Source organism: Streptomyces sp. UG1 (assembly GCF_049974585.1).
In the GTDB taxonomy this organism is placed as follows: domain Bacteria; phylum Actinomycetota; class Actinomycetes; order Streptomycetales; family Streptomycetaceae; genus Streptomyces.
In genome coordinates, this window is the sequence record NZ_JBNGGG010000024.1 from 125,717 (window position 1) to 152,402 (window position 26,686).

Sequence of the window (26,686 nt, forward strand, 5' to 3'; positions counted from 1 at the left end):
CCGTATCAACGGCGGGAGCGCTTTACCGTGGAGCTGTGGACGCCCTCGCCGATCTCGACCTGCGGATCACGGGCTGCCGTGCCTGTCCGCGGCTGGTCGACTGGCGTGAGGAGGTGGCCCGCACCAGGCGCGCCGCCTTCGCCGACCAGACGTACTGGGGCCGCCCGGTGCCCGGTTTCGGCCCGCCGGACGCCCGGCTGCTGATCGTCGGGCTCGCCCCGGCGGCCCATGGCGGCAACCGCACCGGCCGGATGTTCACCGGGGACCGCTCCGGTGACGTGCTGTACCAGGCGCTGCACGACGTGGGCCTCGCCTCGCAGCCCACGTCGGTCGCCTCCGACGACGGCCTGGAGCTGTACGGCGTCCGCGTCACGGCCCCCGTGCACTGCGCGCCGCCCGCCAACAAGCCCACCCCCGAGGAGCGGGAGACCTGCCGGCCCTGGCTGGTGCAGGAGCTGCGGCTGCTGCGGCCGACCCTGCGCGCGGTCGTGGCCCTCGGCGCCTTCGGCTGGCAGGCGACGCTGCCCGCGCTGACGGAGGCGGGGTGGAGCGTGCCTCGGCCGCGGCCCGCGTTCGCGCACGGGGCGCGGGTTTCGGTGGACGGGCTCGAGCTCTTCGGGTGCTTCCACGTCAGCCAGCGCAACACCTTCACCGGACGGCTCACGCCCGTGATGCTGCGCGAGGTGCTGCGTACGGCGGCTGATGCGGCGGGCCTGCGCGAAGCGCCGTACGACGGCTAAGGTCCCCGGATGGCCCTTTACCCGGAGATCGAACCGTACGACCACGGCATGCTGGACGTCGGTGACGGCAACCGCGTGTACTGGGAGACCTGCGGAAATCCGCGGGGCAAGCCCGCGCTCGTGCTGCACGGTGGGCCGGGCTCCCGCAGCAACCCTTGGTTCCGGCGGCTGTTCGATCCTGCCGCGTACCGCGTCGTGCTGCTCGATCAGCGCGGCTGCGGGCGTTCGACGCCGCCCGCGAGCGCGTACGACACGGACATGAGCGTCAACACGACAGCACATCTGATGGCCGATCTGGAGCTGCTGCGGCGGCACCTCGGGATCGAGCGGTGGCTGGTGTGGGGCGTCTCGTGGGGCTCTGTGCTCGGGCTGCGGTACGCCCAGACCCATCCCGGTGTCGTGTCCGAGCTGGTCCTCACGGGGGTGGCCACCGGTTCCAACGCCGAAGTCGCCCTGATGACCAAGGGGCTGGGACAGTTGTTCCCGGAGGCCTTCGAGCGGTTCCTCGCCGAGCTGCCGGAGGCCGCGCGGGCGGGGAATCTCGCGGCCGCGTACAACCGGCTGATCGAGTCGCCCGATCCGCGGGTGCGGGCGCGGGCGGCGCGGGCCTGGACCGACTGGGAGACGGCCATCGCCGCCGCCCCGCCGCGTTCCGTCCCGCGCTACGAGGATCCGGTGTTCCGCATGGGCTTCGCCCGGACCGTGACGCACTACTGGGGCAACGACCACTTCCTCGGCGAGGGCAACGAGGAGGGTGTCGTCCTGCGGGGCGCACCCCTGCTGAAGGACATCCCGGGCACCCTCGTCCAGGGCAGCCTCGACCCCGGCAACCTCCTCGGGGTCGTCTGGCGCCTCCACCACGCCTGGCCCGGCAGTGAGCTGATCGTCATCGACGACGTGGGGCACAACGCCGGGGCGCCGGACATGGCGGACGCGCTGGTGGCGGCGACGGACAGGTACGCGGGGCGCTAACCGGGCTCCTCCCCGAACAACTGCCGTACCGTCGAGCGGTAGTTGGTCCGCACGTGGGCCAGCGCGTGCGCACGCGCCCGGGCCGGGTCGCCGGAGGCGATCGCCTCGTACAGCTCGCGGTGCTCGACGAGGAGCTGGGGCCACTCCTCGTTGCGCCGGGTCATCCAGCGCAGCCGGCCGGCGACCGGTTCCAGGGCCTCGATCAGCAGGTTGTTGTCCGCCATGGCCACGATGCGGTCGTGCAGCCGGCTGTTGATGTCCGTGATCGCCTCCGCGTCCCCCGCCTCGGTCGCGGTGGCCGCCTGGTCAAGAAGCTGTTCCACCTCGGCCAGGTCCTTCGGTGTGGCCCGGGCGGCGGCGAGTCCGGCCGCGTACACCTCCAGGGCCTCCCGCAGCTCGAAAAGCTCCTTGACGTCGGCCGGGGTCAGCCGGCGCACGACCGTACGGCGTGCCGACTCGAAGTGGACGAAGCCCTCGGCGACCAGGGCCCGGATCGCCTCGCGGACCGGCACGCGCGAGACACCGAGGCGCTCGGCGAGCTCCCGCTCCACGAGCCGGTCGCCTGGCCGCAGGCGCCCGGCGATGATGTCCTGCCGCAGGGTCGCCAGGACGCGTTCCCGTACCGCGCCCAGGGGTTCGATCTTCGTCGTGGAGCTCATGAGGCCATCTTCGCCGACTCCGGGCCTCTTTTACCGAGCGTTAACAGGAGCGACATCGGTCGGAACTGTTGACGGGAGGACCATGTCCGCAGTTTGGTATACCAAACGCCCTCCGCATGTAGTCTCTCCGTCCCCCGGCTCCTGGAGGCCTCGTGTCCCTCGCCGACCGTGCCGAAGCCACCGGCACACCAGCATTCGTCCCCGATCCCCGGCTCACCAACGAAGACCTCGCTCCCGCGAAGAAGCGCAACTGGAAGGTCTTCGACCTCTTCGCCATGTGGATGTCCGACGTCCACAACCTCGGCAATTACACGTTCGCGGCCGGACTCCTGGTCCTCGGCATGAACGTGTGGCAGGTCTTCACCTCCCTGCTCGTCGGCTTCGTGCTGATCTACATCGGGATGAACTGGATGGGGAAGATCGGCCAGCTCCACGGCGTCCCGTTCCCGGTCGTCAGCCGCATCAGCTTCGGCGTCTGGGGTGCCAACATCCCGGCGCTGATCAGGGCCGTCATCGCCATCATGTGGTACGGCATCCAGACCTACCTGGCCTCCGTCGCCGTGAACGTGATGCTGCTGGCCGCCTGGCCGGGCCTGGAGTCCTGGACGCACAACTCCTTCCTGGGCCTGCACCAGCTCGGCTGGTGCACCTTCATCGCCCTGTGGCTGATCCAGGCGGCGATCATCAGCCAGGGCATGGAGTCGGTACGCAAGTTCCAGGACTTCTGCGGCCCGGCGATCTGGGTGGTGATGATCGCCCTCGCGGTCTGGATCCTGGCCAAGGCAGGCTGGACGATCTCGCTCACGTCCACCCCCAACCCCGTCTCCGTCGGCGAGCAGTGGCGGCAGTGGTTCGGCGCGATCGGGCTGATCCTCGCCACGTACGGCACGCTGATGCTCAACTTCTGTGACTTCTCGCGCTTCGCCCCCGACTACAAGACGGTCAAGCGCGGCAACTTCTGGGGCCTGCCGATCAACTCGACGGCGTTCGTCGTCGTTTCGGTGATCGTCACGGCGGGCTCGATCGAGGTGTTCGGCAAGGCCATCACCGAGCCGGCCTACCTCGTCGCCGAGATCGGCAACACCTGGGTCCTCGTCCTCGGCGCTCTGACCTTCGCGATCGCCACCATGGGCGTCAACATCGTCGCCAACTTCGTCTCACCGGCGTACGACCTGGCCAACGTCTGGCCGCAGAAGATCACCTTCAAGGTCGGCGGCATGATCAGCACGGTGGCCGCGCTCGTGGTGACGCCGTGGAACCTCTTCTCGAACCCGACGGTCGTCAACTACTTCCTGGGCGGCCTCGGCGCCTTCCTGGGCCCGCTGTTCGGCGTGATCATGGTCGACTACTACCTGATCAAGCACGGCCGCGTGGACACGAACGAGCTGTTCTCCGCCGAGCCCGGCTCGCGCTACTACTACCGCAAGGGCGTCAACCCCAAGGCGCTGTGGGCGTTCCTGCCGGCGGCGGGTGTCTCGGCGGTGCTGGCGCTGGTGACGACGTTCAGCGCGGTGGCGCCGTACTCCTGGTTCATCGGTACGGCGCTCGGGGCGGGGCTGTATCTGGTGCTGTGCCGCGACGAGCGGGCCGCCGGGTCTGCGGCCGCGGCTGCGGCTACGGTGCGGGAGGTCTGAAGGACGTGCGGATCGTCGTCACCAACTGCAACACCACGCAGGAGATGACCGAGGAGATCGTACGTGGTGCCCGGGCCGCCGCAGGCCCGGGCACCACCGTGCTCGGACTGACCCCCGAGTGGGGCCCGGAGTCGGCGGAGGGCTGGCTGGACAGCTACCTGTCGGCGGCGGCGGTGATGGACGCGCTGCGGACGTACGAGGGCCCCGCGTACGACGCGGTCGTCATGGCCGGCTTCGGCGAGCACGGCCGCGAGGGCGTCCGGGAGCTGGTGGACGTCCCCGTCGTCGACATCACGGAGGCCGCCGCGCACCTGGCCTGTCTGCTCGGGCGGCGCTACGGGGTGGTGACCACGCTGGAGCGGTCGTGCGGGCAGATCGAGGACAGCCTGGAGCTGGCCGGGGTCGGGCGGAACTGTGTCGCCGTGATCGGTACCGGGCTCGGAGTGCTGGAGCTGGAGGACGGCGAACGCACGGAAGCCGCCTTCCTGACGGCTGCCGAACGGGCGCGGGACGCCGGTGCCGAGGTCCTGGTGCTGGGGTGCGCCGGGATGACCGGCCTGCAGCGGCTCGTGGCGGAGAAGCTGGGGGTTCCGGTGGTCGACGGCGTCGGGGCGGCCGTCAAACTCGCCGAGTCCCTGGTGGAACTGGGGTTGCGGACGAGCCGGGCCGGGGGGTACGCGAGGCCGTTGCCGAAGCGGCGGGTGTGGGGGCGGGTGGGGGAGTGAGGTGGGGGTGATCGTCGTGGGGGCCTAGTGGGTCGGTGGCCTGGTGGCCGGTTGCTCGGTGGTCTGGTGCCGGCGGCTTGGTGGTCCGGCGGCTTGGTGGTCCGGTGGCCCGGCTGCCTGGCGATCCGGCCGCTCGGTGGCTCGGTGGTGCGGTGGCCTGGCGGTGCGGTGGCCCTGTGGTCTGGTGGCTCGGTGGTGCGGTGGCCTCGTGCTCCGGCGGTCCTGTCGCCCGGTGACCCCACCGCCCGGTGGTCCGGGTCGCCGGTGTCGGTGGCTGTCCGACCCGGACGCCAGACGTACCGTACGTCCGGCTCCCGCTCCTCGTTCCCGCTCCCGTCCGTGTGCTCGACGGCGACAAAGCCATGGCGCTCGTAGAAGCGCTGGGCGGGCCCGTTGACCTGGAAGGTCCAAAGGCTCAGCCCGTCCGGGCGGCGCTGCTTGGCGAGTGCGACGAACCGGTCCCCGACGCCGCGCCCACGCCAGTCGGGATCGAGATAGAGCTGGGAGAGCAGGTCGCCGTCGAGGACCATGAGACCGACGAGGCGGTCGGCGGCCTCGGCGACCCAGGTCTCCCGCAACAGCACCACCACCTCCCGGAAGTACGTGCGCACCTCGTCGTCGGAGCGCGGCCGAGTGACGCTCGGCAGCGCGGCGGCGAACGACCGCAGCCATACGTCGGCGGCGGCGCCGGCGTCGGTGGGCAGGGCGCGCCGCAGGGCGACGGCCGTCACGGCCGCGTCGCCTCGTGCTCCTCGGGAACGACGGAGGTGGCCGTGATCTCCACCAACTGCCCCGTGTACCCGAGACACGCCACCCCCAGCAGCGTCGACGAATGCGGCCCGACACTCAGCCCCGACGCCTCGACGACCTCCCAGACGGCGGACAGCACGGCGGTGTCGCTGCTCACGACATACACGTCGGTCGACAGGACATGGCCCAAGTCGCTGCCGACCGCCCGAAGCTGCTCCTGAAGATTGCCGATCACCTGCTCGGCCTGCCGTACGGGATCCCCCTCCCCGACGAGATTCCCCTCTCCGTCGAGCGGCACGGAACCGGCGAGGAACGCGAGCTTGGTACCGGCCTCGACGACGGAGGCGTGGGAGTAGGTGGGGGGAGGGAAGAGGGCGGGGGTGGTGACGCGTCGGATCATGGGGGCTCCTGACGGGTGGGGGTGGACGGGGCGGGGTGTGTGAAGGCGGTCGGCCAAGGCTGGTCGTAGGGCGTACAACTTGCCGATCATCCGCGCCCGAACGGGCACGCGCATCCGAATTTCACGCCTGCTCACTCACGCAGTCGGCGCTCAGCCGCAGTCCGCGCAGCGGCGGACCGTCGCGCGGCAACCGCCGAAGCGGCGCGAGCGCAACAGGTCGGGTTCACCGAGCAGTTGCCGTACCAGCGCGGGCGTCCATCCTCGGTGCGCAGCCAGGGACGTAATTGCGTAGTGGCAGGTCCGACAGCTCCGTAGCCTGCACGTATGCCCACCCCTGACGACACCGCCTTCCTCGACGCCACCGCCGACCGCCTGGCCGCGCTCCCCACCGTCCGGGCCGTCGCCCTGGGCGGGTCACGGGCCCAGGGCACGCACCGGCCCGACAGCGATTGGGACCTCGCCGTCTATTACCGCGGCGCCTTCGACCCGGCCGATCTCCGCGCCCTCGGATGGGAGGGTGAGGTGTCCGAGGTCGGGGGCTGGGGCGGGGGTGTCTTCAACGGGGGAGCGTGGCTGACGATCGAGGGGCGGCGGGTCGACGTTCACTACCGTGACCTCGAGGTGGTGGAGCGGGAGTTGGCGCAGGCGGAGGAGGGGCGGTTCCGGGTGGAGCCGTTGCTGTTCCATCTCGCGGGGATTCCGAGCTATCTGGTGGTCGCGGAACTGGCGATCAATCAGGTGCTGAGGGGCGCGCTGCCGCGTCCGGCCGGTTATCCGCGGAAGCTGCGCCGCGCGGCCAGCGAGCGCTGGTACGGCACCGCCCAGGCCACCCTCGCGTACGCGAAGGCCAACCACGCTCCCGCCGGCCGTCTCACCGAGGTCGCGGGCGCACTCGCCACGGCCGCCGCGCAGACCGGGCATGCGGTGCTGGCCGGGCGAGGGGAGTGGGTGACCAACGAGAAGCGGTTGTTGGAGCGGGCGGGGCTGCGGGGCGTGGACGGCATCCTTGCCCAGTTGCGCGCGGAACCGAGCGCATTGCGCCAGGCCGTGCAGGATGCGGAGCGGCTCTTCGCACATCTGCGGAGGGGCTGAAGGGCATCCCCTGTCTTGTCCGGGGCCTCGCCGGGGTGAAGTGGATCAGTTCGGCGGAAGCGGGTACGGGCTTTGCTGCTGCCAGTCATGCTCTCGCACGGCCATGGGCCGATCACAGTGGCCCAGTCCTGGAGCGTCGTCACGCTGCGGTACTCCAGGAGGTCCCCGCCCCCACTGCGGCGACGCGGGGCCATCCCGTGGGTCAGGACCGGCACAGCTGTCGACGGCCACCACGGTGTTCGGGAACCTGTTCCGCAGATGCCGGGACCGGACTCACGGTTCCCGTGCCGCCCCACTGCTCATGAGTGTCGGAGCCGCGCAAAAGCGAACACAAGGGGGCAGGAAGCGGACACAGGTGGTTCTCGGGCACTGCCGGATGTAGCCGGTCGAGTGAGATCGCCGGATAATTTGTGTGGGAATGGGAGGTTTGCTGGTTGGGTCATGCGACTGCAGAGTGTCGGCGGCGTGGTGGCCAGTGATGTGCGGATGGGGGCTGTGCGATGGGTGCGGGGCTGACCGGGGCGCAGATCGCGGGCTACCGGGTGGAGTGCGAGATCGGCCGTGGGGGAATGGCCGTGGTGTACCGGGCACGGGATCTACGGCTGGAGCGTACGGTGGCGCTGAAGCTGCTGACCCCGGACATGGCCCGCAACGACACCTTCCGCCGCCGTTTCGCGCATGAGCAACGGGTGGCCGCGGCGCTCGATCATCCGCACATCGTGCCGATCTACGAGGCCGGCGAGACGAACGGTGTCCTGTACATCGCCATGCGGTACGTCCCGGGGCTGGATCTGCGGGCGCTGCTCGACCGGGACGGCCCCCTGCCGACCGAGGCCGCGTTGCGTATCGCCGCACAGGTGGCTTCCGCCCTGGACACGGCCCATGAACATGATCTGGTGCACCGGGATGTCAAACCCGGCAATGTGCTGGTGGCCCGAGGGACGGACAGCGACCACCCCGAGCATGTCTATCTCACCGATTTCGGGCTGACGAAGAAGGCGCTGTCGTTGACCGGGTTCACGTCCGTGGGCGAGTTCGTCGGCACGCTCGACTATGTGGCACCGGAGCAGATCGCGGGCCGCCCGGTGGACGGCAGGTGCGATCTGTACAGCTTCGCCTGCGTCGTCTACGAAACCCTCGCGGGCGGGCCGCCTTTCCAGCGGGACGACAGCATGGAACTGCTCTGGGCCCACCAGTACGATCAGCCGCCCGCCCTGAGCGAGAGGCGGCCGGGTACTCCGCCGGCGATGGACGAGGTGGTGGCCCGGGGCCTGGCCAAGGTCCCCGAGGATCGTTACGGATCCTGCCTGGAATTCGTGGCCGCGTTGCGCGCGACGACCCAGGGCGCCGATCGGGCTGCGCATCCGCCGACCCAGGTGGACCGGGCTGCCGGGCCGCTCCCTGATCCACCCCGGTGGGCCCGGCCGGTCTTTGCTCGCCCGTCCGCTCGAGAGGATGCCGTCTGACGGCGCGTCAAGCGGCAGGCACCGACCGCTTCCATCGAGTGCCGTACTCCCAACGCGGTGCAAACCTCGACGAATTGGCGGGGCGTGTACTCCATGTCCCCGCCGCGGGCCAGAGGTGCGGCTTCACCTCCCCCCCGCCGATACCCGACGGCTTTGGATCCGTCAAGTCCCGAGCCCTCGGAACATGACCAGGCCGGACGAGGCGGGCCTACTGGAAGTGCACCGGGGCACGGACAAGTGCCTTTCACTTCAGGAGGAAACGTGAACGCTATGACCCGCACCCGCGAGGACGCCCGTCGCAAGCGCCGACTGAGCCTGGCCACGGCGGCGGCATCGGCGGTGGTGGTCGCCGGAGGCGTCATCCTGCCGGCCACCGCCGCGACGGCGGCCCCGATGTCCCCCACATCGGCGGTGACCGTGGCGCCCCAGCACAAGGACAAGCACAAGAAGAACCACTGCTGGAGCAAGCACCACAAGAAGCATCACAAGCACCACAAGCACCACGGCAAGCATGGCAAGCACGGCAAGAAGTACTTCTGCTGGGCGGGCGGCCACAAGTTCTACTGGGACGACCACTACGAGATCTACTACGTAGTGATAAAGCACCACAAGCTGTTCCTCTGGGACAGCTATAGGGACTACTTCTACTGGGAGAAGCACCACAACGATCACTACTGGAAGAACAAGCACCACGACGATCACTTCTGGGAGGACAAGGACCACTGGAAGAGCGAGGACGAGGTCAAGGACAGGCACAAGGACGAGTCCAAGCACGACGAGTCCAAGCACGAGGACGAAAACAAGCCGGACGGTGAGGCCAAGCCGGGCGGTGAAGCCCAGCCGGACGACAAGGCCGAGCCGGGTGACGAGGCCAAGCCGGATGACAAGGCCGAACCGGATGGCGAGGCCAAGCCGGAAGCCCCGGCCGAGGAAGCCCCCGCTGAGGAGGCCCCCGCCGAGGAGGCCCCGGCCGACGAAGCCCCGGTCGACCAGCCGGAGCCCGAGGAGGCACCGGGACTGTAGGGCTCGGGAGGCGCGCGTGGCAGGCGGTGGTGATGCCCACCGCACTGCGACGGGGTGAAGGCGTAGCGGTCTTCACCCCGTCACCCTTTGGACCTCGTGTTTGGATCTCCTGCTGCGAAAGGACCCTGCGCTCATGTCCACTCGGCTCTGGCAGCGTTGCCTCGCGCAGATAGCCCACCCTCGCTCGATCGCCCCCCGTGCGGTCTGCGTAGCCACCGCCTCGGGCACCGCACCACCCCAGGCGGCACTCGCCTCTCGCCGGCTGCCGCACGGCTCGGGCCTCAGTTCGAACCCGGCGCGGCCGAACATCTGGCGCCTGAGCAGGGGGGCGGGCGGCGTGCCGAGAAGATCCCGGCGCTCGGGCTTGACAGGCCTCAGTCCGGTCAGGGGCTTTCAGCCCTGGTCGAGGAACTGTTCGGCCCAGACGGTCTTGCCGGTGGCCGTGTGCCGGGTGCCCCAGCGCTGGGCGAGCCGGCCGACCAGCAGCAGGCCCCGTCCTCCCTCGTCGAAGACCCGGGCGCGGCGCAGGTGCGGGGCGGTGCTGCTGGAGTCGTAGACCTCGCAGATGAGGGTCCGGCCCTCGTGGATCAGGCGTAGTCGGACCGGCCGGCGGCCGTAGCGCAGGGCGTTGGTGACGAGTTCGCTGACGATGAGTTCGGTGATGAACGTGGCCTCTTCCAGATGCCAGGCGGTCAGCTGGTCGGCGGCCAGCCGGCGTGCCTCGGCGACGACCGAGAGATCGAAAGCAATCTCCCAGGTGGCGACCCGGTCGGCGCCGAGGCTGCGCGTGCGGGCGACGAGCAGGGCGATGTCGTCGTCCGGCGGGTGGGTCAGCATGGCGGCGAGGAGGCTGTCGCAGACCGCGTCCGGCGCCGAGGCGGGGCGGGCGAGGGCGGCGAACATCTTGTCCAGGGCCTCGTCGATGTCGTGGTCGCGCGCTTCGAGCAGACCGTCGGTGTACAGGGTGATCAGGCTGCCCTCGGCCAGTTCGGTCTCGACGGTCTCGAACGGCAGGCCGCCGAGGCCCAGGGGCGGGCCGGGCGGGACATCGAGGAAGTGCACCGCGCCGTCGGGGGCGACCACGGCGGGTGGGGGGTGGCCGGCCCGGGCCAGCGTCAGGTGGCGGGAGATGGGGTCGTAGACCGCGTACAGGCAGGTGGTGCCGATGCCCGCGGCACCTTCCGTGGCCTCCTGTGGCCCGGCCTCTTCGGCGGACAGGTGCACCACGAGATCGTCGAGGTGGGTCAGCAGTTCATCGGGCGGCAGATCGACATCGGCCAGGGTGCGTACCGCGGTCCGTACCCTGCCCATGGTCGCCGACGCACGAATGCCGTGACCGACGACATCGCCCACCACCAGGGCGACCCGGGTGCCCGACAGCGGGATCACATCGAACCAGTCGCCGCCCACTCCCGTCCGGCCACCGGCCGGCAGGTAACGGGTGGCGACGTCCAAGGCCTGCTGATCGGGCAGTGTCTGCGGCAGCAGGCTGCGCTGCAGGGTCACGGTGGTGGTGTGCTCCCGTCCGCGATGCCGGGTCTGGTGGATGCCCTCGGCCGCCGCGCCCGCAAGCTGCTCGGCCAGCCATACATCGTCCGCCTCGAAGGGCTCCCGGCGCCGGTGACGGCCCAGGAGCACCGCACCCAGCACGCCGCCCCGCGCGCGCAACGGCACCACCATCACCGAACGCACCCCTGCCCGGCCGATCCAGGTGGCCTGGGGATCCTCGTCCGCCCACCGGGCGATGGCCGGCCCGCTCGCCTCGTACACGGCCGGCTGCCCCTCGAGCAGGCACCGGGTCACCGGCGAGACGGCCGGGTGGCGCACCGACTGCCCCGCCGCGGCAAGGGCGCCGCCGTCGCCGAGGACGGACCGCACCGCGATACGGCCCCAGTTCACCCGCTCCGCCGACTCGGCCGACCCGACAAGGTCCGCCGCTCCGCCGCGCCAGAAGGAATCCAGCACCTCTACAGCGGCGAAGTCCGCCACAGCGGGCACCACAACCTCCGCCAGCTCCTGCGCGGCGCCCTCGGCGTCCTCGGCGCCGCCGATTCGGGCCTGGCCCTGAAGCAGCATCCGCTGTCGGGCCGGGGAGCCCTCCGCCATCCGGTGCGCCACCAGACACACCGCACACACCTGGCCGTCCGCGTCCCTCAGCGGAGCCAGCGACGTCGGCCGGCCGCCCTCCGCACCCACACCCCCCGGACCGATCAAGTCCGCGACATACTGCATCCCGCTCCCCTCCAGCACCCGCAGCATGCCCGCCTCGGCCCGATCACTCAGCGGATGCGGCGCAAGCTCCGCGAGGCGCCATCCACGCATCTCCTCCTCATTCAGTGACAGCGCGTCCTCCAACCCGGCATTCGCCCCCACCAGCCGCAGATCCGCGCCAAAGACACCGGCGATGCAGGGCAGTTGGCGAAAAGCCCAATCCCCCAACGCCTCACCTCCGGCCAGAACCTGCGCCGGCAGCGGCGACGACAGCCGCTCAGCCGCTCCCGCCACCACCAGCCAGTCGGCCGCGACGCCACCGGCAGTGCGCCGACGCGCCAGTAGCCGCCGTTGCAGACGTCGGCCGTCCCGGTGCAGCAACACCGCCGTGCCGCTCCACGACCGACTCCCGGCCGCAACCCGCTTCGCCCGCTCCCCGGCGTCCTCGGCCAGCAGTCGCGCCGCCGGATGCCCCACCACTTCGGCCGGCCTGTAACCCAGGAGCCGCCCAGCCCCCTCGCTCCACCCCGTCACAATGCCCCGCTCATCCACCGTGGCCGTGCACGCCGCCTGCGGTGCACCGAACTGGGAGGAAGCTTGCGCCATCACCGCTCCTCTCGCGGTTCACGTACCCGCACCACCCCCCTTGACCAGCATGATCCCGGGGCGCGCCGACCACCAACCGGAAGCCGTACCGGGCCGCCTGTGACACGGCTGTGACATCGGGCGGACATGGCTATGACGTCGTCCAGACAGTCTCTTTATAACTAGCCAAAGCGAATAATTCGGACATTTGTCTTCTGCTTCCAAGGGTGTGAGCAGAAACGGCCGAGCCGACCCCGCCCAGCCCAGCCCCGCCCCGCCCGGAGAACACCCCCCGATGAATTCCACCGAAGCCCCCACGCTCACTCCCCGCGAGCTGGAGACTCTGCGCCACATCGCCTCAGGCTGCACCTACTTCCAAACGGCACGCCACATGGGGCTCTCCCAGCACACCGTCGACACCTACCTCCGCCGCATCCGAGCCAAGCTCCACGTCAACACCACGGCGGAACTCACCCGCCTCGCCATCGCCCTCGGCCTGGAGCCGCACACGTAGTTGCGTTCATAAAGAACGTGGCCTTTCCAAGCATCGTCACATCCTCGAAATACGACCGTCCCATCCCCTCCAAGACCCCGCCCTACCGTGGACCTCGCACCCGCCGCCCGGCCACTGTCGCCCGAAGGCATCCGACCCCGCCCTCGCCCGACAGGAGCCCCGTGTCCTGCCCCGCACGTCCGGTTCTGGCCCTTCCGCCCTGGCTCGCCCATGCCCTGCGCGCCCAGCGCGGCCCGGTTCCCTGGAGCGCGATCACGCGGGGGGCGTTGGCCGCCGGGCCGTTGCTCCTCGCCGCGGATCTCGTCGGCCGCACCTCCCTCGGCGTCGTCGCCGCCGTCGCCGCCATGCTCGCCGGGATCAACGACCGTCCCGGTAGCCGCCGGGCATCCGTCAAGCGGCTCGGGGTGCCTGCGGCGGTGGGGGCGGGCGGGCTGTTCGTCGGGACGTATGCCGGGGACCACCTCGGGGCCGTGCCGCTCATGCTCCTGCTGACCTGCCTCGGGCTGGTCGCCGGCGGCATCAGCGCCGTCGGACCGGTGGCCTCCGCGGCCGGTACGCAGTTGCTCGTCGCCGCCGCCATCGGGGCCGGGATGCCGTTGCCCGACAGCGGGTGGGAGCGGGCCGCCGCCTATCTCGGCGGTGCCGTGTGGTTGCTCCTGCTCCGGCTCGCGCTTCCCACGCCCGGGTCCCTCGTCGGGGACTTCCGGTTCGACGGGGAGCGGGCGGCCGTCGCCGATGTGTACGACGCCGTCGCCGAACTCCTCGACGCCGCGGGCACCCCGCGGGCCACCGCACGCCGCGCCGCGCTCACCGCCGCGCTCGACCATGCCCAGGACGCCCTCACCGGGCCCCGGCTGCGGCGCTACGCCTCCTCGTCCGCCGAGCGGCGGCTGCACGCGCAGTACGCCGCCGCCCTGCCGCTCGGCGAGGCCGCCACCGCGCTCGCCTGGGCCGGCGATCCCGTGCCCGCACGGGCCTCCGAGGGGCCCCGGCGGCTCGCCGCCGCCGTGCGCGGCAACACCCACACCGGGCCCCTCCCCGCGCCCTCCCGGTCCGCGCCCGCCCTGCGCGCCCTCGACGACGCACTGCTGCACGCCGCCGAGGCCTTCGACCGGGGCCGGGAGAACCGGGACCTGCACACCCGGCGCCGTACGGTGCGGGACCTCGTCCGGTCCGTCTTCGGGGCCGGCGGCAGGGAGTACGGGCTGCGCGTCGCCCTCTGCTTCGGGGCCGGCGCCGGCATCGCCCAGGCCCTGCACCACGCCCAGTGGTACGGGCAGCACGAGCACTGGTACTGGCTGCCGGCCACCGCCGTCTTCCTCGTCAAGCCCGACCTCGGGCCGCTCGTGTCCCGGGTGCTGTGCCGGGCCGCCGGCACCGTGCTGGGAGCCCTGCTCTTCGCCGGGTTCGCGGCCGTGCTGCCCCGGCCGGAAGGGCTCATCGCGCTCGTCGCTCTCAGCGGCGCCCTGATTCCCGTCGCCACCCGGCACTTCGCCGCGCAGACCGCCGTCGTGACCGTCCTCGTGCTCGCCCTGGTCATGGTGGGCGGCGAACCACAGGCCTCCCTGAGCCGGATCGGGGAGACCCTGCTGGCCTGCGCGATCGTGCTCGTCGTCGGACATCTGCCGATGCCGGGGCAGCGGGGCGGGGGAGTGCGGGCGCGGCTCGGCGCGGCGGGGCGCGCCGCGTATGCGTACCTCGGGCATGTTCTGGGTGAGGTTGATGGGGCTGCGGTGCGTGAGGCTGGTGGGGCTGCGGTGCGTGAGGTCGACGGGGCTGCGGCTCGTGGGGGTGACCCGTCTGCGGACCGCGGGGGCGACCGGTCTGTGGACTGCGGGGACGGCGGGTCTGTGGACCGCGGGGGCGACCGGTCTGTGGCCTGCGGCGACGGCGGGTCTGTGGCACGTGGAGGTGATGGGCCTGCGGCTCGTGGGGGCGATGGGCCTGCAACCCGTGGGAGTGATGGGCCCGCGGTTCGTGAGGCCGGTGCCCGCAGCGGTAGGCACAACTCTCGGGCCCCTCGTCCCCTTCACGCAGACGTTCACGACCCCCGCGGCCTCGCGAGCGCCCCCGACGCCCGTGCCCGCCGCTGGACCCTCCGCCGCGAGGCCTACCGTGCGCTCGCCGAGGCCCGTACCGCCATCGCCCTCGCCGCCGCCGAACTCCCCGCGCTCGCCCGGCACGCGGAGGGCGCGGACGAGGTCGTCGCCACCCTCGAACGGCTGGTCGACACGACGACCGCGTGCGCCGTCCACCTCGACGACTCGGGTCGGCTCACGCCCTGGCACATCGGCCGGCTCAACGACCTGCTGGAGGAACTCGCGGAGGAACGTGACCGGGTCGGGCTACGGATCCCCGAGGTCCCCCTTGCCGGGTGAGGCCGCGGCCGCCCTTCTCCGCGCGCACGACAGGGCCTAGCCCCCGACCCGCACCCACACCGGCGCATGGTCCGACCCCGCCTCGCCCCGCCGTACCTGCGGATCCGCCCCGACCGACGGCAGTTTCGGCGCAACGGCCCCCGGCACTCCCGTCCCCGCCGCCGTCGCCCGGTGGATCAGGCGGTGGCTGCACAGTATGTGGTCGATCAGCTCACGCCGGCCGGAGTTGATCCGGGAGAACCGCTGTTCGGCGGGGATCAGCGGCGCCACGTTCCACAGGCGGCCCGCGTCGCCCTTGTCCTTGACCTTGAAGCCGGGTGTGCCGATCTCCGAGCCGGGCGGGCCCAGCAGGATCTGGGTGGTCGCGGCCTGCACCTCGTCGTTCAGGTCGCCCAGGACCGCCACGTCATGCTCGCGTCCGTCACCGGCCAGCAGTACGTCGGCCAGTGCGCGCAGCGTCGTCGCCTCGGCCGCACGCCGGTAGAGGGCGTACGCGCCGTAGCGGGCCCGTTCGCCCTCGTCACGCGGCTGGAAGCGGTCGCCGGGGTACGACAGCAGCTTCGACTTGAGGTGGGCGACCGCCACCCGCAGCGGCCCGGCGGCGCCCGACCTCGGCTCCGTCTCCACCGCGAGGAAGCCCCGGCCGGACTGCGACACCGTGCCGCCCTCGTCGTCCTTCTGCACCGGGACCAGCTTCTGCGGGAAGGCGGACACGTCGTGCAGGACCCGGAGCGCGGTGCGGCTGAGGAAGCCGACCCGTATGCCCCGGCCGTCCGGGTGCTCGGAGAGTGCCGCGTGCCAGTCGCCGCCCAGCAGCCCGACCAGGTCCCGCAGGGCCTCCGGGTCCCCGACCTCCTGTACGCCGAGCAGCGCCGGGTCGAGGTCGGTGACGACCGCCGCCAGTGCCGCGAGCTTCGTCTCGTACGCCGCCTTGTCCCTGGGGCCGAACTCGCCGCCGGGCCGGTAGAGGTTCTCCAGGTTCCAGGTGCCGAGGAGCATGCCGGGCTCCTTTCGGAAGAGCCGTGGGTGTCGAGGCCCGTCGCGCCGACCGTGGTGAGGCCAGGGTGCCCGTGGGGCGGGGCCCTGCGACAGACCCGTGACCGGATGCGCGGTTCACCTCACGCGACCCGAGGACCGCGTCGTACGTTGGCGTGATGACGCCTTCTCCCGCAGAAGCTGCCGCCGACCTCATCATCACTGGATGCGCCGTCCTCGTGCACGACGACCAAGAGCGGATCGGGTTCGAGGAGAACGCCGCGATCGTCGTACGGGGCGGAGCCGTCGAGTCCGTCACGACCGCCGACGCCGTACGCGACCGGGCCGCCGTCGAGCGCGTCGACGCGGCCGGTCAGGTCGCCCTCCCCGGCCTGGTCAACTGCCACACCCACGCCCCGATGGTCGCCCTGCGCGGGGTCGCCGAGGACCTGCCCACCGAGGAGTGGTTCAACGACGTCGTCTGGCCGATCGAGTCCAACCTCACCGAGAAGGACGTGGCGTTGGGGGCGCGGCTGGCCTGCGCCGAGATGATCCGGGGCGGGGTCACCTGCTTCGCCGACCACTACTTCTCGATGGACGCCGTCGCCGCCGTCGTCGACGAGTGCGGGATGCGGGCCCACCTCGGCGAGGCCTTCTTCTCCTCGCAGGGGCCCGAAGGGCGGGAGCGGTCAGCGGAGTTCGCGCTGCGGCACCGCGGCGGCGCCGGCGGCCGTATCACCACCGCCCTCGCCCCGCACGCCCCCTACACGGTCGACGACGCCGACCTCACCGCCACCGCCGAACTCGCCCGCGAGCACGGCCTCCCCGTCCACCTGCACGCCTCCGAGAACCGCGACCAGGCCGAAGCCGGTCTCGCCCGCCACGGCGTCACCCCGATCGAGGTCCTCCGACGTACCGGAATCCTCGACACCGACGTCCTCATCGCCCACGGCACGGGGATCCTCGACCGCGACCTGCCCGTGCTCCGGGACGCCACGGGCCGCGTCGCCGTCGCCACCGCCCCTCGCGGCTACCTCAAGTTCGCCTGGCCCACGACCACACCCGTCCGCGCCCTGCACGACCTCGGCATCCCCGTCGGCCTCGCCACGGACGGCGCCGCCTCCAACAACTCCCTCGACGTCTGGGAGTCGATGGCCCTCACCGCCCTCATCCAGAAGTCGACCACCGGCGACCCACGCTGGCTGACCTCCCGTCAAGCCCTGCACCACGCCACCCTCCAGAGCGCCCGCGCGATCGGCCTCGGCGACACCCTCGGCACCCTCGCCCCTGGCCGCCGCGCCGACATCATCCTGGTCGACCTCACCGGCCCGCACACCCAACCGATCCACGACCTCGCCGCCACCCTCGTGCACAGCGCCCGCTCCTCCGATGTGCGCACGACGATCGTGGACGGCCGGATCCTGATGCGGGACCGGGAGCTGCTGACCATCGATGTGCCCGCCGTCGTACGGGAGATGGACGAACGGATGCCGGCGCTGCTGGACCGCAGCCACGGCAAGCGGATCCAGGAGTACGACACCTGAAAACAGTGAATCCGGTGAATTTCTCCGGCCCGCCGATGAGTTCCGCCCCTCCCACCGGTCACCACCCCGAACGGACCGTTGCACAGGAGGGGCGCCCATGTCGCTTCCGGAGATCGTCTCGCGTGCGCAGTGGCGCGCGGCGCGTGAGGAACTGCTGGTCAAGGAGAAGGCGGCCACGCGCGCGCGTGACGCGCTCAACGCCGAGCGGCGCAGACTGCCCATGGTCGAGGTCGAGGAGGAGTACGTCTTCGAGGGCGGCGACGGCAAGGCCACCCTGCTCGACCTCTTCGAGGGGCGCCGGCAACTCGTCGTCCACCACTTCATGTTCGCCCCCGAATGGGACGCCGGGTGCCGGAGCTGCTCCGCGTTCCTGGACCAGATCGGGCACCTGGCGCATCTGAACGCACGCGGGACGAGCCTTGTCGCCGTCTCCCGGGCGCCGTTCACGAAGATCCTTCCGTTCAAGGCGCGGATGGGCTGGACGGTGCCCTGGTACTCGTCGTACGGCACCGGCTTCAACCGCGACTTCGAGGTGACCCTGGAGCACGAGGGCGAGCCGGTGGAGCGGCCCGGCGTCAGCTGCTTCCTGCGGGACCGGGACCGTGTCTTCCACACCTACTCGACCTATGAGCGCGGCCTCGACGGGCTCGGCTCGACCACCGGCTTCCTGGACCTCACCGCGCTGGGCCGGCAGGAGGAGTGGGAGGAACCCAAGGGGCGCGCGTCGGCTCTTGGGGCGCCTGCGGGCAGTGAGCGCATCCGCTATCACGATGAGTACGAGCAGTGACACGAGGTGTAGCGGTTGATCGTCGAGAGTGAGCGAGTGCTCACACAGCGCGGTGAACGAGTGTCAACTACGTCTCAGTACTGTCACTGAGCGAGGCTATTGGCCTCCGGCTGGCGTTAACTCCTACAAGTACGACGCTTTCTGGAGGTCAGGATGGTGAACGGGCGAACAGTGCTCGAACGCTTTCCCGCGGGCGGGCCGCGAGGGTCGTGGCCGGCGGAGGAGTTCGCACACGCGCGGCGCATGGAGGGTCTGCCCGCCGAGGTCGTGATGGACCTCGCGACGGACGCGTTCCTGGTGATCGTCCGCGGCGACGCCACGGCGGACGCGGCCGCGTGAGCCTCGGCAGAGGCGGCGAACCTATGCGCTGAGCTGGTCGGACCAGGTGGGCGTGGTCCCCGTGATCCTGCAGAGCGCCAGATACAGGGGAATCGGCGGCGTATAAGGCACCGTCCCGTCCGGGCGGTGGATCAGGCGTGGGCTGTCCAGGACGACCGCCCCGGTCGTGTAGCGCACCGACTCCGGCCACTGAAGCGCGTAGTCGGAGTCGGACGGGACGATCCACCACCAGTGCGCGTCGTCGGCGTACACGCACCCCACCCGCGGCAGCCGGGGCAGGAGCAGGGGTCCGAAGCGGGCGGGGACCGCCACCGCGTCGCAGCCCAGGGGAGCTGTCATCCCCTCCGGAACGGGCAGGCGGCGCGGGGCGGCGGTCGTGGGGATACGGCGGCGAAGACGGACCAGCGTGTCCAGGCTCAGCGCCCGACCGCTGCCCGGAGCGCCGCTCACAGCCATGTGGATCCCGTCCCCGTGCCGTGTCGCGCCTCGGATGCGTCCCCGTCGCCCGGGCCACCGGGCGGACCGGGCTTGGGGCGGGAGCCCCAGCCGAGGTCGTTGTACGGCCCGCGGTCGAACCCGGGAACGTCCCCGAACGCGGCCGTGCGCGGCAGATCCGCCCAGACCATCAGCCCGGACCCGTGCTCCCGGGCTCCCCATGCGTGGCAGAGGGCGTCGATGAGGAGCAGCCCCCTCCCGTGCTCGTCCTCGGGACGCGCCGCCGCCGGGTGGGGCTCACCCGGAGCGCAGCCCTCGTCACGCACGGCTATGCGCACCAGCTCGGCCCCGTCGTGCAGCTCGCACACTATGTGCTCACTGGCGGTGTGCACGATCGCGTTGGTGACCAGCTCGGACACGACCAGAGCCGCCGTGTCGCAGGTGTCCTCGCACACCGACCACCCGTTCAGGCGCGCCCGGGTCAGACGTCTGGCCTGCGCGGGCGAACCCGGATGTGCGGCCAGTTCGAAACGGAACCGGCGCCCGGCAGCCGCACCCCGCTGAGGGCCGACTCCCGTGGTGGCACCGAGGCTGTGGGGGACCGCGGTGGCGTCTGTTCCTAACGGCGGGGACGGAATCACGCTTGCCACTATCGCCCCGCCGTGAACACTTGGCAAGTGTCACTCTGAAAAATGCAGAGTGCTGTGTGACTCTCTGGAAGGCCGTGGCACACTGCTCGCAACAGCATGTCGAACGGCGCCAGTTGGGATCACCGAAGATCCACCGCGATCTTCGAACCGGTCCTCGAATGGCGCCGTCGGCCTGTCAGCGTTCGGTTGGTCTGCCGTGATTGGGTCCGTCTGGCACTATTCAGTCGGTCTGCAGGGATGCACAGGGGTACGTAGGGATACGTAGGGATTCATACGTAGAGATTTAGGGATACGTTCGTGGAGGTGGAGCGTGAGCGAGCCGCGGTCCGCGCCGACGGTCGGCCAGGTCGTCCTGGGTCGGCGCCTGCTGGACCTGCGCGAACGCGCCGGGCTCAAGCGTGAGGAGGCCGCCCGCGTCCTGCGTGTCGCCCCCGCCACGGTCCGCCGTATGGAGATGGCCGAGGTCGCCCTCAAGATCCCGTATCTCCAGTTGCTCCTGAAGGCCTACGGCATCTCCGACGAGGAGGCCGAAGCCTTTGTGCTGCTGGCCGAGGAGGCCAACAAACCCGGCTGGTGGCAGCGGTTCCACGACATCCTGCCCGGCTGGTTCTCCATGTACGTCAGCCTGGAGGGCGCCGCCAGCCTCATCCGCTCGTACGAACCGCATTTCGTGCCCGGTCTGCTGCAGACCGGGGACTACGCGCGCGGAGTGCTCAGGTCCGGCGCCATCGCCCAGACCAGCCCCGACGACATAGAGCGCCATGTCGCCCTGCGCCTGCAACGCCAGCAACTGCTCACCCGTGAGGACGCGCCCCGGCTGTGGGTCGTGATGGACGAGACCGTGCTGCGCCGCCACGTGGGCGGCCCGGAGGTGATGCGTGCCCAGATCGACAGGCTGCTCGAGGCCACGAAGCTGCCCAACGTCACGTTGCAGGTCGCGCCCTTCGCCAAGGGGCCGCACCCCGGCACGTACGGGCCCTTCGTGCTGTTCCGATTCGCCGTGCCGGAACTTCCGGACATGGTCTACAGCGAGTACCTGACCGGCGCCGTCTATCTCGACGCGCGTGCCGAGGTGGCCACCCATCTCGAGGTCATGGACCGCATGGCGGCGCACGCCGCTACGGCACATCGCACGAAGGAGATCCTTCGGGATCTCCGCAAGGAGCTGTGAATGAACCGCATCAGGCCGCGTATACGCGTCTACAACGGCATGCCCGCACGGGACTTGGGCAGCGAGGGCTGGCTCAAGCCGTGGAGCGGCGGCAACGGCGGCAACTGCCTGGAGGCGATGAAGCTCGCCGACGGCCGGATCGCCGTCCGTCAGTCGACCGACCCGGACGGGCCGGCGCTGATCTACACCACGGACGAGATGACGGCGTTCATCGAGGGCGCGAAGGCGGGGGAGGCGGACTTCCTCCTTTCCTGACCCGCTTCGGCCGCTCGGGCCGCGGCCACTTGCCTATTGCTCGCACAACTTCCTTGACTTGGTGCTTACTTGATAATCCATTGCGTATTACGGAGTGCCCCGTGACCGAGATCGACGCCGGCAAGCCGCATCCCGCGAGGATGTACGACTGGTATCTCGGCGGGAAGGACAACCATCCCGTCGACGAAGCCATGGGGAAGCAGATGCTCGCCCTGGACCCGCGCGTCCCGGTGATGGCGCGGGTCAACCGCGCCTTCATGCACCGCAGCACCCGCTGGCTCGCCCAGCAGGGCGTACGCCAGTTCCTGGACATCGGCACCGGCATCCCCACCGAGCCGAACCTGCACCAGGTCGCCCAGCGCATCGCCCCCGACGCGCGCGTCGTCTACTGCGACAACGACCCCATCGTGCTGGCCCACGCGGCGGCCCTGCTGCGCGGCACGCAGGAGGGCGCCACCGAGTATCTGCAGGCCGATGTGCGCGACCCCGGCGCCATCGTCGAAGGGGCCAGGAAGGTCCTGGACTTCAGCCGTCCGGTGGCCCTCTCCCTCATCGCGCTGCTGCACTTCGTCTCCGACGAGGACGGCGCGCGCGAACTGGTGCGCCGGCTGATGGCCGAACTCCCCTCCGGCAGTTACCTGGTGATCACGCACGCGACCGCCGACTTCACTCCCGAGGAGTCGAAGGCGGCGACCGAGAAGCTCAAGGCGGCCGGCGTCACGCTGGCCCTGCGCTCCCGCGAGGACTTCACCCGCTTCTTCGAAGGCCTCGAACTCGTCCCGCCGGGCGTCCAGGTGCCGCACCAGTGGCACCCCGACCTGGGAGAGCCCGTACCCGGACAGGACGACGGGGTCATTCCCGGGTACGGGGCGGTGGGACGCAAGCCGTAGGGCTCAGGGCGGGACGCACGCCGTAGGGCTCACGCAAGGGCTCAGGGCCTGATGGCCTTCTGATCTACAGGTACGACAGCATGCGTCGCGGCGCGTCCACCAGGCGGCTGACGATCACCACCGGCAGCGGGGGCTGCTCCGCCTTGGCCGGGCTGACGTTCAGCCCGTAGTAGATCTGCTCGATCGAGGGCGGTCCGACCGCGAGGTTGCGCCGGACCGCCTGCGACGGCGACTCCTCACCGGTCTTCACGAGGTACGCCGCGACCATCGCGCCGGTACGGCCCACCCCCGCGCCGCAGTGCACGAACACCGGGCCGGACGCCGAGGAGACGACGTCGAGGAAGCGCTGCACCTGGTTCGGCGACGGCGTCTGACCGTCACGGATCGGCAGGCGTACGACATTCAGCCCCGCCTCGCCCGGTTCGGCCAGCTCGGCCGCGCTCATGCGCTCGGCGCGCAGGTCGACGACGGTGGCGATGCCCATGCCCGCCAGTGCCCGGTAACCGGCCTCGGAGGGCGCGGAGCCGCGCCACAGTTTGCCGTCGGAGTCCACGGGCTGGAAGTGGTTCACACCCTGGACGGCGCGTGTGCCGGCGGGCGCGGCGGTGGCTTCGCGGGCCAGGAGGGACAGGCCCAGGATGGTGCCGGCGCCTGCTATCCACAGGGCGAGGTAACCGATCACCAGGCCGAGGAGGATGCGCAGCGCGCGCCGCGAGAGAGGGCGCCTGCCGAAGGCAGGGCGGGGCAGGGTGGCAGAGAGAACAGCCATGGGCGACCCGGGGGACTAGGGGACGTGGGCGCAGAGGAAGAGTACCCCGGGGAATATGATCAATGTGTACTACGTCCGTTTTTGTGCGATAGGTCTCACTTGTCTCTCGGTCGCCGTGAGTCGTCGCCCGACTCCACGTCACTGACAGCGATCACCGTGAGATGGGCGCGCTCCAGGGTCGTGTCCTCCAGGCAGCCGCGCAGCCGCAGGAGGTCGTGGTCGGTGAGCGCGGGCCGTACGACCCCGGCGAACATGCCGTCCCCCAGGTTGCCGAGGGGCGCGTGCCGCAGCGTCATGGCCGTGGAGTCCCGACAGCCCTCCCAGATCTGCCGGGCGGCCAGCGCCTTGCGGTCGGCCGACATGTCCGTGCCCCGCAGATCGACCCGGACGAGCACCGAGGTCGCCTCGTGCTCGTTGGCCTCCTCGGCCCGTGTCTGGGTGACGTCGGCCAGTCCCGTGACCAGTGCGGCGAGCAGCGCGGCGGAGACGACCGAGACGGCGGTCAGGCGCACGGTACGGCGTCGGGACCCGTTGCCCGGGGCCGGCAGGTCCTCCAGGTCGCCGGGCGCGGCCGGGTCGGGCGCGGAGAGGACCGCCAGCCGCCCGGCCAGGCGCCGCTCGGCGGGCCGGGCCGTGGTCGCCGCGACCTTCTGCACCACCCAGGCGAGTCCGGACAGCACCACTCCGGCGACCATCAGGACCGGCACGAAGACATACGACCGCTCCGCCGGATCCTCCAGCCACCGGAACCGCTTCTCCTCCTCGGCCACGGCCGGCTCCCGCAGCCGCGTCAGCACGTCCTCCTGGCGGGCGTCCAGCTCCCGCTGGCGCCGGTCGGTGTCGCGCAGCCGCTCCTCGATCCGGCTCAGCCGCCCCAGCGTCACCAGACCGAACAGCATCACCTCGACGACCAGCAGCAGCACCCCGCAGATCAACGCCCGCTGCCACTGCCACCGGTACAGATAGACGATCAGGTAGGTGCCCGCGCCGGCCGCGGCCAGGGCGCCGAAGACGTACGCGATCCTTCTCATGACGCGTCCCCCAGTCGTAGGTCACCGGCGGCCCCCTCGGTCAGCCGTACGTCGCCGGCGGTCCCGTCGACCGCGAGGCGCGAGCCGGGCCGGAAGCGGCGCACGGCGTCCTCGGCCCCGACCACCGCGGGGAGCCCGAACTCCCTCGCCAGGACGGCCAGATGCGACAACGGGCTGCCGGTCTGCGCGACCAGGCCGGTGAGGCCGGGCAGCAGCGGGGCGAGCGCGGGGTCGAGGGACCGCACCACCAGCACGGCGTCCGCCGGCCGAGGCCCCGTCCCGTCCCATACGGTCCCGACGACCCGCCCCGCGGACACGCCCCGCACACCGCCGCCCCGGCGGGCGCCGCGCTCGGCGGCGACGACCTGACCGCCCGCGAGCCGGAACTCGTCCGGCAGCGGGGGCGACGCGGGCCGCGGCACCCGCTCGTGGAGGTCGTCGGGCAGCCGGGCCCCGTTCAGCAGGTCGGCCAGCTCCGCCCAGCGCAACAGCCCCACGCGCTCGGCGTCCATCCCCAGCCGCCGGGCCACCTCACGGACCATCCGCACCTGGAGCTCCTGCACCCAGCGGACGCGGAGGCGGAGGGCTTCGCGGGGCGGGAGGGCGGTGGTCAGGGGGCGTTTGGTGGGGGTCGGGGCTTTGGCTGCTCCCGTGAAGAGGGCTGCTTTCGTGAACGGGACTGCTTTCGTGAACGGGGCTGCTTTCGTGAAGGGGGTGGCGTAGATGGCCAGGGCCGCGCTGGTCAGGTCGTTCGGGATCGCCGGTGCTGCGGATGTCGTGTGCCGCGGCTGTCCATGCGTTTCCTTCCCGAGTGCCTGCCCGGGGCCGCTCGTGACCGGCCCGGGCTCGACCGTGGCGTCCGGCAGTCGTCCCCGGTCACGCAGGCTCGGGGCGGTGAGGGCCAGGACGACCGGGTCCGTGGCGACCACCTGGTCGTCGGGCACGCCCCGCGCGCGGGCGTCGGCCAGCGCGGCGAGGGCCGTGCCGGCCGCTGTGGGGCTCTTCGGCGGCTCATGGAGAAGGGCGCCGGCGAGGGCTTCCTGGGCGTGCAGGGAGACCAGGACCCGGCGGGTCCAGCGCAGCTCCGCGGCCAGGGCGGTGCCGGGGAGCGTCGCGGGGGACGGGAACTCGGCGAGGCGGCGGTCGACGTCGGCGACGAGGTCGGTCGCGAGGCCGGGCAGGGACGCGGCGAGGCGGCCCACCCGCCAGGCCGCGCTGAGCCGGCGCGCTCCGGGTGCCGGGTTGAGCAGCGCCAGCCAGCGGTGGCGCGGCGGAACCGCGCCGAGGAGGCGCAGATCGGCGGCTGCGCGCCCGCCGACCGTGGTGACCACCGGCACCGACCTCAGCAGCCGGCGCGGCGCGGTGCCCCCGATGTCGAGCGCGGCGGCGAGCCCACGGGCCATCGGCGCCACCCACAGGTCCTCCTCCAGCGGCGCGAGCTGCTCGGGCAGCGTCTCGGCCACCGGGCCGGGCCCGAGCAGCCGCGCCCCGCGCGCCGGCCGGGCCGCCATCGCGGTGATCGGCCTGCTCTGGAACAGCCACAGCCGCCCGTCCGCGTCGAACCCGAACTCGACGTCCTGCGGCCCGCCGAAGACCCGCCGGACCCGCCGAGCGAGCCGCGCCAGCCGGAACAACTCACCGCGGGTGAGCAATGAGCCGACGTCGGCATCGGCCCTGACCCCGGTCCTGGCCCCGGCCCTGGTCCCGGCCCTGGTCCCGGCCCTGGTCCCGGCCTCGGTCCTGGCCTCGGCCCCGGTCCTAGTCCCGGCCCTGGTCCTGGCGTCGTCCCCGGCGCTGGTCCCGGTCCTGGTCCCGGTCCTGGCCTCGGCCCCGGCCCTGGGCCTGGCCTCGGCCCCAGCCCCGGCCCTGGTCCCGACCTCGGCCCCGGCCTCCGCACGGGTCCTGGCCCCTGCCGGCTCGGCTCGCTGGCCGGCAGGGGAGTCCGTCCACGAGTCGCCGTCGGCGGACGCGCTCCGCCTGTCGTGGGCGGGCCCGGCCGCCTCGTCCTCGGCGGGCTCGGTCCGTAGCAGTCGTCCGTGCCTGCTCAGCCAGTAGCCGGTGCCGGTCCGGGTGCCGTCGACCAGGCTGTCCGGCCCGCCGCGCACCGCGCTGACCAGCAACCGGTCGGCCCGCCCCGCCACCGGGTCGGCGCCGAACATCACCCCGCCGACCCGCGCGACGAGCATGGGCTGCACCAGCACCGCCATCGGCGCCGTGGACCCGTCGGACCGGTGCGCCGAGTCGAGCACGGTCCGCACGGCCGTGAGGAAGTCCCGCCAGCCGCGCACATCGAGCACCGAGTCGAACTGGCCCGCCAGGGACGACTCCTCGTTGTCCTCCTGCGGAGAGGAGGACCGTACGACGAGCGGGCGGGTGCCGCCGTCGGAGAGCTCGTCCCAGGCGCGCCGCAGGGCGACAATGTCGCCGTTTCCGCGGTGCGGGATCACGAATCCGGGGAGTACGGGCAGTCCGGCGCGGGCCGCGCGGGCGAGGTTCGCGGCCTTGGACCCCATGAGACGGGGGAGTGCGGTGCCGGGCTGGTCGAGCGGGACTATGGCCGGGCCGTGCTGGTCGACCTGGCCGAGGGCGACGTCGCCCCGGTGCTCTTCCCCGTCGCGGGCACCTTCTCCATGACGTTCATCGAGCGTCGTCATCGCACACCCTCCAGGACCGACCGCCAACAGGGGGGAC

Annotated in this window: 24 protein-coding genes and 1 pseudogene; 15 read left to right on the top strand and 10 right to left on the bottom strand. The window is 71.6% G+C overall.

Annotated elements, in window-relative coordinates; translation table 11 throughout:
• The first annotated feature begins 35 nt into the window (after nucleotides 1-35).
• Both ACP4J3_RS26340 and pip read left to right on the top strand, forming a co-directional pair.
• Nucleotides 36-740 carry a uracil-DNA glycosylase gene (locus tag ACP4J3_RS26340; protein WP_426538513.1) on the top strand — a complete coding sequence of 235 codons (705 nt, stop codon included), beginning with the start codon at nucleotides 36-38 and terminating at the stop codon, nucleotides 738-740.
• Nucleotides 741-749: 9 nt separating this feature from the next.
• A complete protein-coding gene (pip, locus tag ACP4J3_RS26345; RefSeq protein ID WP_426538514.1) occupies nucleotides 750-1,712 on the top strand; it encodes a prolyl aminopeptidase in 963 nt (320 codons plus the stop codon).
• On the opposite strand, the gene ACP4J3_RS26350 is transcribed toward pip, so the two are convergent.
• Entirely contained in the window at nucleotides 1,709-2,371 is a 663-nt protein-coding gene (locus ACP4J3_RS26350; RefSeq protein ID WP_426538515.1) for a GntR family transcriptional regulator, read from the bottom strand. The genes pip and ACP4J3_RS26350 overlap by 4 nt on opposite strands.
• A 152-nt stretch (nucleotides 2,372-2,523) precedes the next feature.
• Between ACP4J3_RS26350 and ACP4J3_RS26355 the strand changes: the two genes are divergently transcribed.
• Entirely contained in the window at nucleotides 2,524-4,005 is a 1,482-nt protein-coding gene (locus ACP4J3_RS26355; RefSeq protein WP_426538516.1) for an NCS1 family nucleobase:cation symporter-1, read from the top strand.
• A 5-nt stretch (nucleotides 4,006-4,010) separates the two neighbouring features.
• Complete coding sequence (locus ACP4J3_RS26360; RefSeq protein WP_426538517.1) at nucleotides 4,011-4,730, top strand: aspartate/glutamate racemase family protein; 720 nt, start codon at nucleotides 4,011-4,013, stop codon at nucleotides 4,728-4,730.
• A gap of 284 nt (nucleotides 4,731-5,014) precedes the next feature.
• Here the strand turns inward: ACP4J3_RS26360 and ACP4J3_RS26365 are convergent.
• Both ACP4J3_RS26365 and ACP4J3_RS26370 read right to left on the bottom strand, forming a co-directional pair.
• A pseudogene (locus tag ACP4J3_RS26365) lies at nucleotides 5,015-5,461 on the bottom strand (N-acetyltransferase family protein); the annotation flags it as partial.
• Nucleotides 5,458-5,880: a RidA family protein gene (locus ACP4J3_RS26370; protein ID WP_426538518.1), complete on the bottom strand. Its 423-nt coding sequence runs from the start codon at nucleotides 5,878-5,880 to the stop codon at nucleotides 5,458-5,460. The pseudogene ACP4J3_RS26365 and the gene ACP4J3_RS26370, both read right to left, overlap by 4 nt.
• 324 nt (nucleotides 5,881-6,204) lie before the next feature.
• On the opposite strand from ACP4J3_RS26370, the gene ACP4J3_RS26375 reads away from it, so the two are divergent.
• The 3 genes from ACP4J3_RS26375 to ACP4J3_RS26385 all read left to right on the top strand — a co-directional run bounded on the left by ACP4J3_RS26375 (nucleotide 6,205) and on the right by ACP4J3_RS26385 (nucleotide 9,461).
• Nucleotides 6,205-6,972: a nucleotidyltransferase domain-containing protein gene (locus ACP4J3_RS26375; RefSeq protein WP_426538519.1), complete on the top strand. Its 768-nt coding sequence runs from the start codon at nucleotides 6,205-6,207 to the stop codon at nucleotides 6,970-6,972.
• Between the two features lie 500 nt (nucleotides 6,973-7,472).
• Nucleotides 7,473-8,438 carry a serine/threonine-protein kinase gene (locus ACP4J3_RS26380; protein WP_426538520.1) on the top strand — a complete coding sequence of 322 codons (966 nt, stop codon included), beginning with the start codon at nucleotides 7,473-7,475 and terminating at the stop codon, nucleotides 8,436-8,438.
• Nucleotides 8,439-8,699: 261 nt separating this feature from the next.
• Nucleotides 8,700-9,461, top strand: coding sequence for a hypothetical protein (locus ACP4J3_RS26385; RefSeq protein WP_426538521.1), 762 nt, complete (start codon nucleotides 8,700-8,702; stop codon nucleotides 9,459-9,461).
• A 393-nt stretch (nucleotides 9,462-9,854) separates the two neighbouring features.
• On the opposite strand, the gene ACP4J3_RS26390 is transcribed toward ACP4J3_RS26385, so the two are convergent.
• The gene (locus ACP4J3_RS26390; RefSeq protein ID WP_426538522.1) at nucleotides 9,855-12,278 is read right to left on the bottom strand and encodes a SpoIIE family protein phosphatase; all 2,424 of its coding nucleotides are present in this window, start codon (nucleotides 12,276-12,278) and stop codon (nucleotides 9,855-9,857) included.
• Between the two features lie 274 nt (nucleotides 12,279-12,552).
• On the opposite strand from ACP4J3_RS26390, the gene ACP4J3_RS26395 reads away from it, so the two are divergent.
• Both ACP4J3_RS26395 and ACP4J3_RS26400 read left to right on the top strand, forming a co-directional pair.
• Nucleotides 12,553-12,771 carry a response regulator transcription factor gene (locus ACP4J3_RS26395; RefSeq protein WP_426538523.1) on the top strand — a complete coding sequence of 73 codons (219 nt, stop codon included), beginning with the start codon at nucleotides 12,553-12,555 and terminating at the stop codon, nucleotides 12,769-12,771.
• Between the two features lie 161 nt (nucleotides 12,772-12,932).
• Nucleotides 12,933-15,149 carry an FUSC family protein gene (locus tag ACP4J3_RS26400; protein ID WP_426538524.1) on the top strand — a complete coding sequence of 739 codons (2,217 nt, stop codon included), beginning with the start codon at nucleotides 12,933-12,935 and terminating at the stop codon, nucleotides 15,147-15,149.
• Nucleotides 15,150-15,185: 36 nt separating this feature from the next.
• Here ACP4J3_RS26400 and ACP4J3_RS26405 read toward each other — a convergent pair whose 3' ends face one another.
• A complete protein-coding gene (locus ACP4J3_RS26405; RefSeq protein ID WP_426538525.1) occupies nucleotides 15,186-16,148 on the bottom strand; it encodes an endonuclease/exonuclease/phosphatase family protein in 963 nt (320 codons plus the stop codon).
• A 155-nt stretch (nucleotides 16,149-16,303) separates the two neighbouring features.
• On the opposite strand from ACP4J3_RS26405, the gene ACP4J3_RS26410 reads away from it, so the two are divergent.
• The 3 genes from ACP4J3_RS26410 to ACP4J3_RS26420 all read left to right on the top strand — a co-directional run bounded on the left by ACP4J3_RS26410 (nucleotide 16,304) and on the right by ACP4J3_RS26420 (nucleotide 18,794).
• Entirely contained in the window at nucleotides 16,304-17,668 is a 1,365-nt protein-coding gene (locus tag ACP4J3_RS26410; protein ID WP_426538526.1) for an amidohydrolase, read from the top strand.
• Nucleotides 17,669-17,765: 97 nt separating this feature from the next.
• Entirely contained in the window at nucleotides 17,766-18,455 is a 690-nt protein-coding gene (locus tag ACP4J3_RS26415) for a DUF899 domain-containing protein (protein ID WP_426538527.1), read from the top strand.
• A 153-nt stretch (nucleotides 18,456-18,608) separates the two neighbouring features.
• Nucleotides 18,609-18,794, top strand: a complete 186-nt coding sequence (locus ACP4J3_RS26420; RefSeq protein ID WP_194047434.1) for a hypothetical protein — start codon at nucleotides 18,609-18,611, stop codon at nucleotides 18,792-18,794.
• A 21-nt stretch (nucleotides 18,795-18,815) separates the two neighbouring features.
• On the opposite strand, the gene ACP4J3_RS26425 is transcribed toward ACP4J3_RS26420, so the two are convergent.
• On the bottom strand, nucleotides 18,816-19,250 hold the full coding sequence (locus ACP4J3_RS26425; RefSeq protein ID WP_426538528.1) for a hypothetical protein: 435 nt from the start codon (nucleotides 19,248-19,250) through the stop codon (nucleotides 18,816-18,818).
• Entirely contained in the window at nucleotides 19,241-19,879 is a 639-nt protein-coding gene (locus tag ACP4J3_RS26430) for an ATP-binding protein (protein ID WP_426538529.1), read from the bottom strand. Before ACP4J3_RS26430 ends, ACP4J3_RS26425 begins: the two co-directional genes overlap by 10 nt.
• A 310-nt stretch (nucleotides 19,880-20,189) precedes the next feature.
• Between ACP4J3_RS26430 and ACP4J3_RS26435 the strand changes: the two genes are divergently transcribed.
• The 3 genes from ACP4J3_RS26435 (at nucleotide 20,190) to ACP4J3_RS26445 (ending at nucleotide 22,195) form a co-directional block, all read left to right on the top strand.
• The gene (locus ACP4J3_RS26435) at nucleotides 20,190-21,050 is read left to right on the top strand and encodes a helix-turn-helix domain-containing protein (protein WP_426538530.1); all 861 of its coding nucleotides are present in this window, start codon (nucleotides 20,190-20,192) and stop codon (nucleotides 21,048-21,050) included.
• Nucleotides 21,051-21,305, top strand: a complete 255-nt coding sequence (locus ACP4J3_RS26440) for a DUF397 domain-containing protein (protein WP_426538531.1) — start codon at nucleotides 21,051-21,053, stop codon at nucleotides 21,303-21,305.
• Nucleotides 21,306-21,406: 101 nt separating this feature from the next.
• Nucleotides 21,407-22,195, top strand: a complete 789-nt coding sequence (locus ACP4J3_RS26445) for an SAM-dependent methyltransferase (protein WP_426538532.1) — start codon at nucleotides 21,407-21,409, stop codon at nucleotides 22,193-22,195.
• A gap of 64 nt (nucleotides 22,196-22,259) precedes the next feature.
• Here the strand turns inward: ACP4J3_RS26445 and ACP4J3_RS26450 are convergent, their stop codons facing one another.
• From ACP4J3_RS26450 to ACP4J3_RS26460, 3 genes are all read right to left on the bottom strand, one after another.
• Nucleotides 22,260-22,964 carry a fused DSP-PTPase phosphatase/NAD kinase-like protein gene (locus ACP4J3_RS26450; RefSeq protein ID WP_426538533.1) on the bottom strand — a complete coding sequence of 235 codons (705 nt, stop codon included), beginning with the start codon at nucleotides 22,962-22,964 and terminating at the stop codon, nucleotides 22,260-22,262.
• 95 nt (nucleotides 22,965-23,059) lie between these two features.
• A complete protein-coding gene (locus ACP4J3_RS26455; RefSeq protein ID WP_426538534.1) occupies nucleotides 23,060-23,995 on the bottom strand; it encodes a hypothetical protein in 936 nt (311 codons plus the stop codon).
• A complete protein-coding gene (locus ACP4J3_RS26460; protein ID WP_426538535.1) occupies nucleotides 23,992-26,649 on the bottom strand; it encodes a PEP/pyruvate-binding domain-containing protein in 2,658 nt (885 codons plus the stop codon). The genes ACP4J3_RS26455 and ACP4J3_RS26460 overlap by 4 nt, the downstream gene beginning before the upstream one ends.
• Nucleotides 26,650-26,686 lie beyond the last annotated feature (37 nt).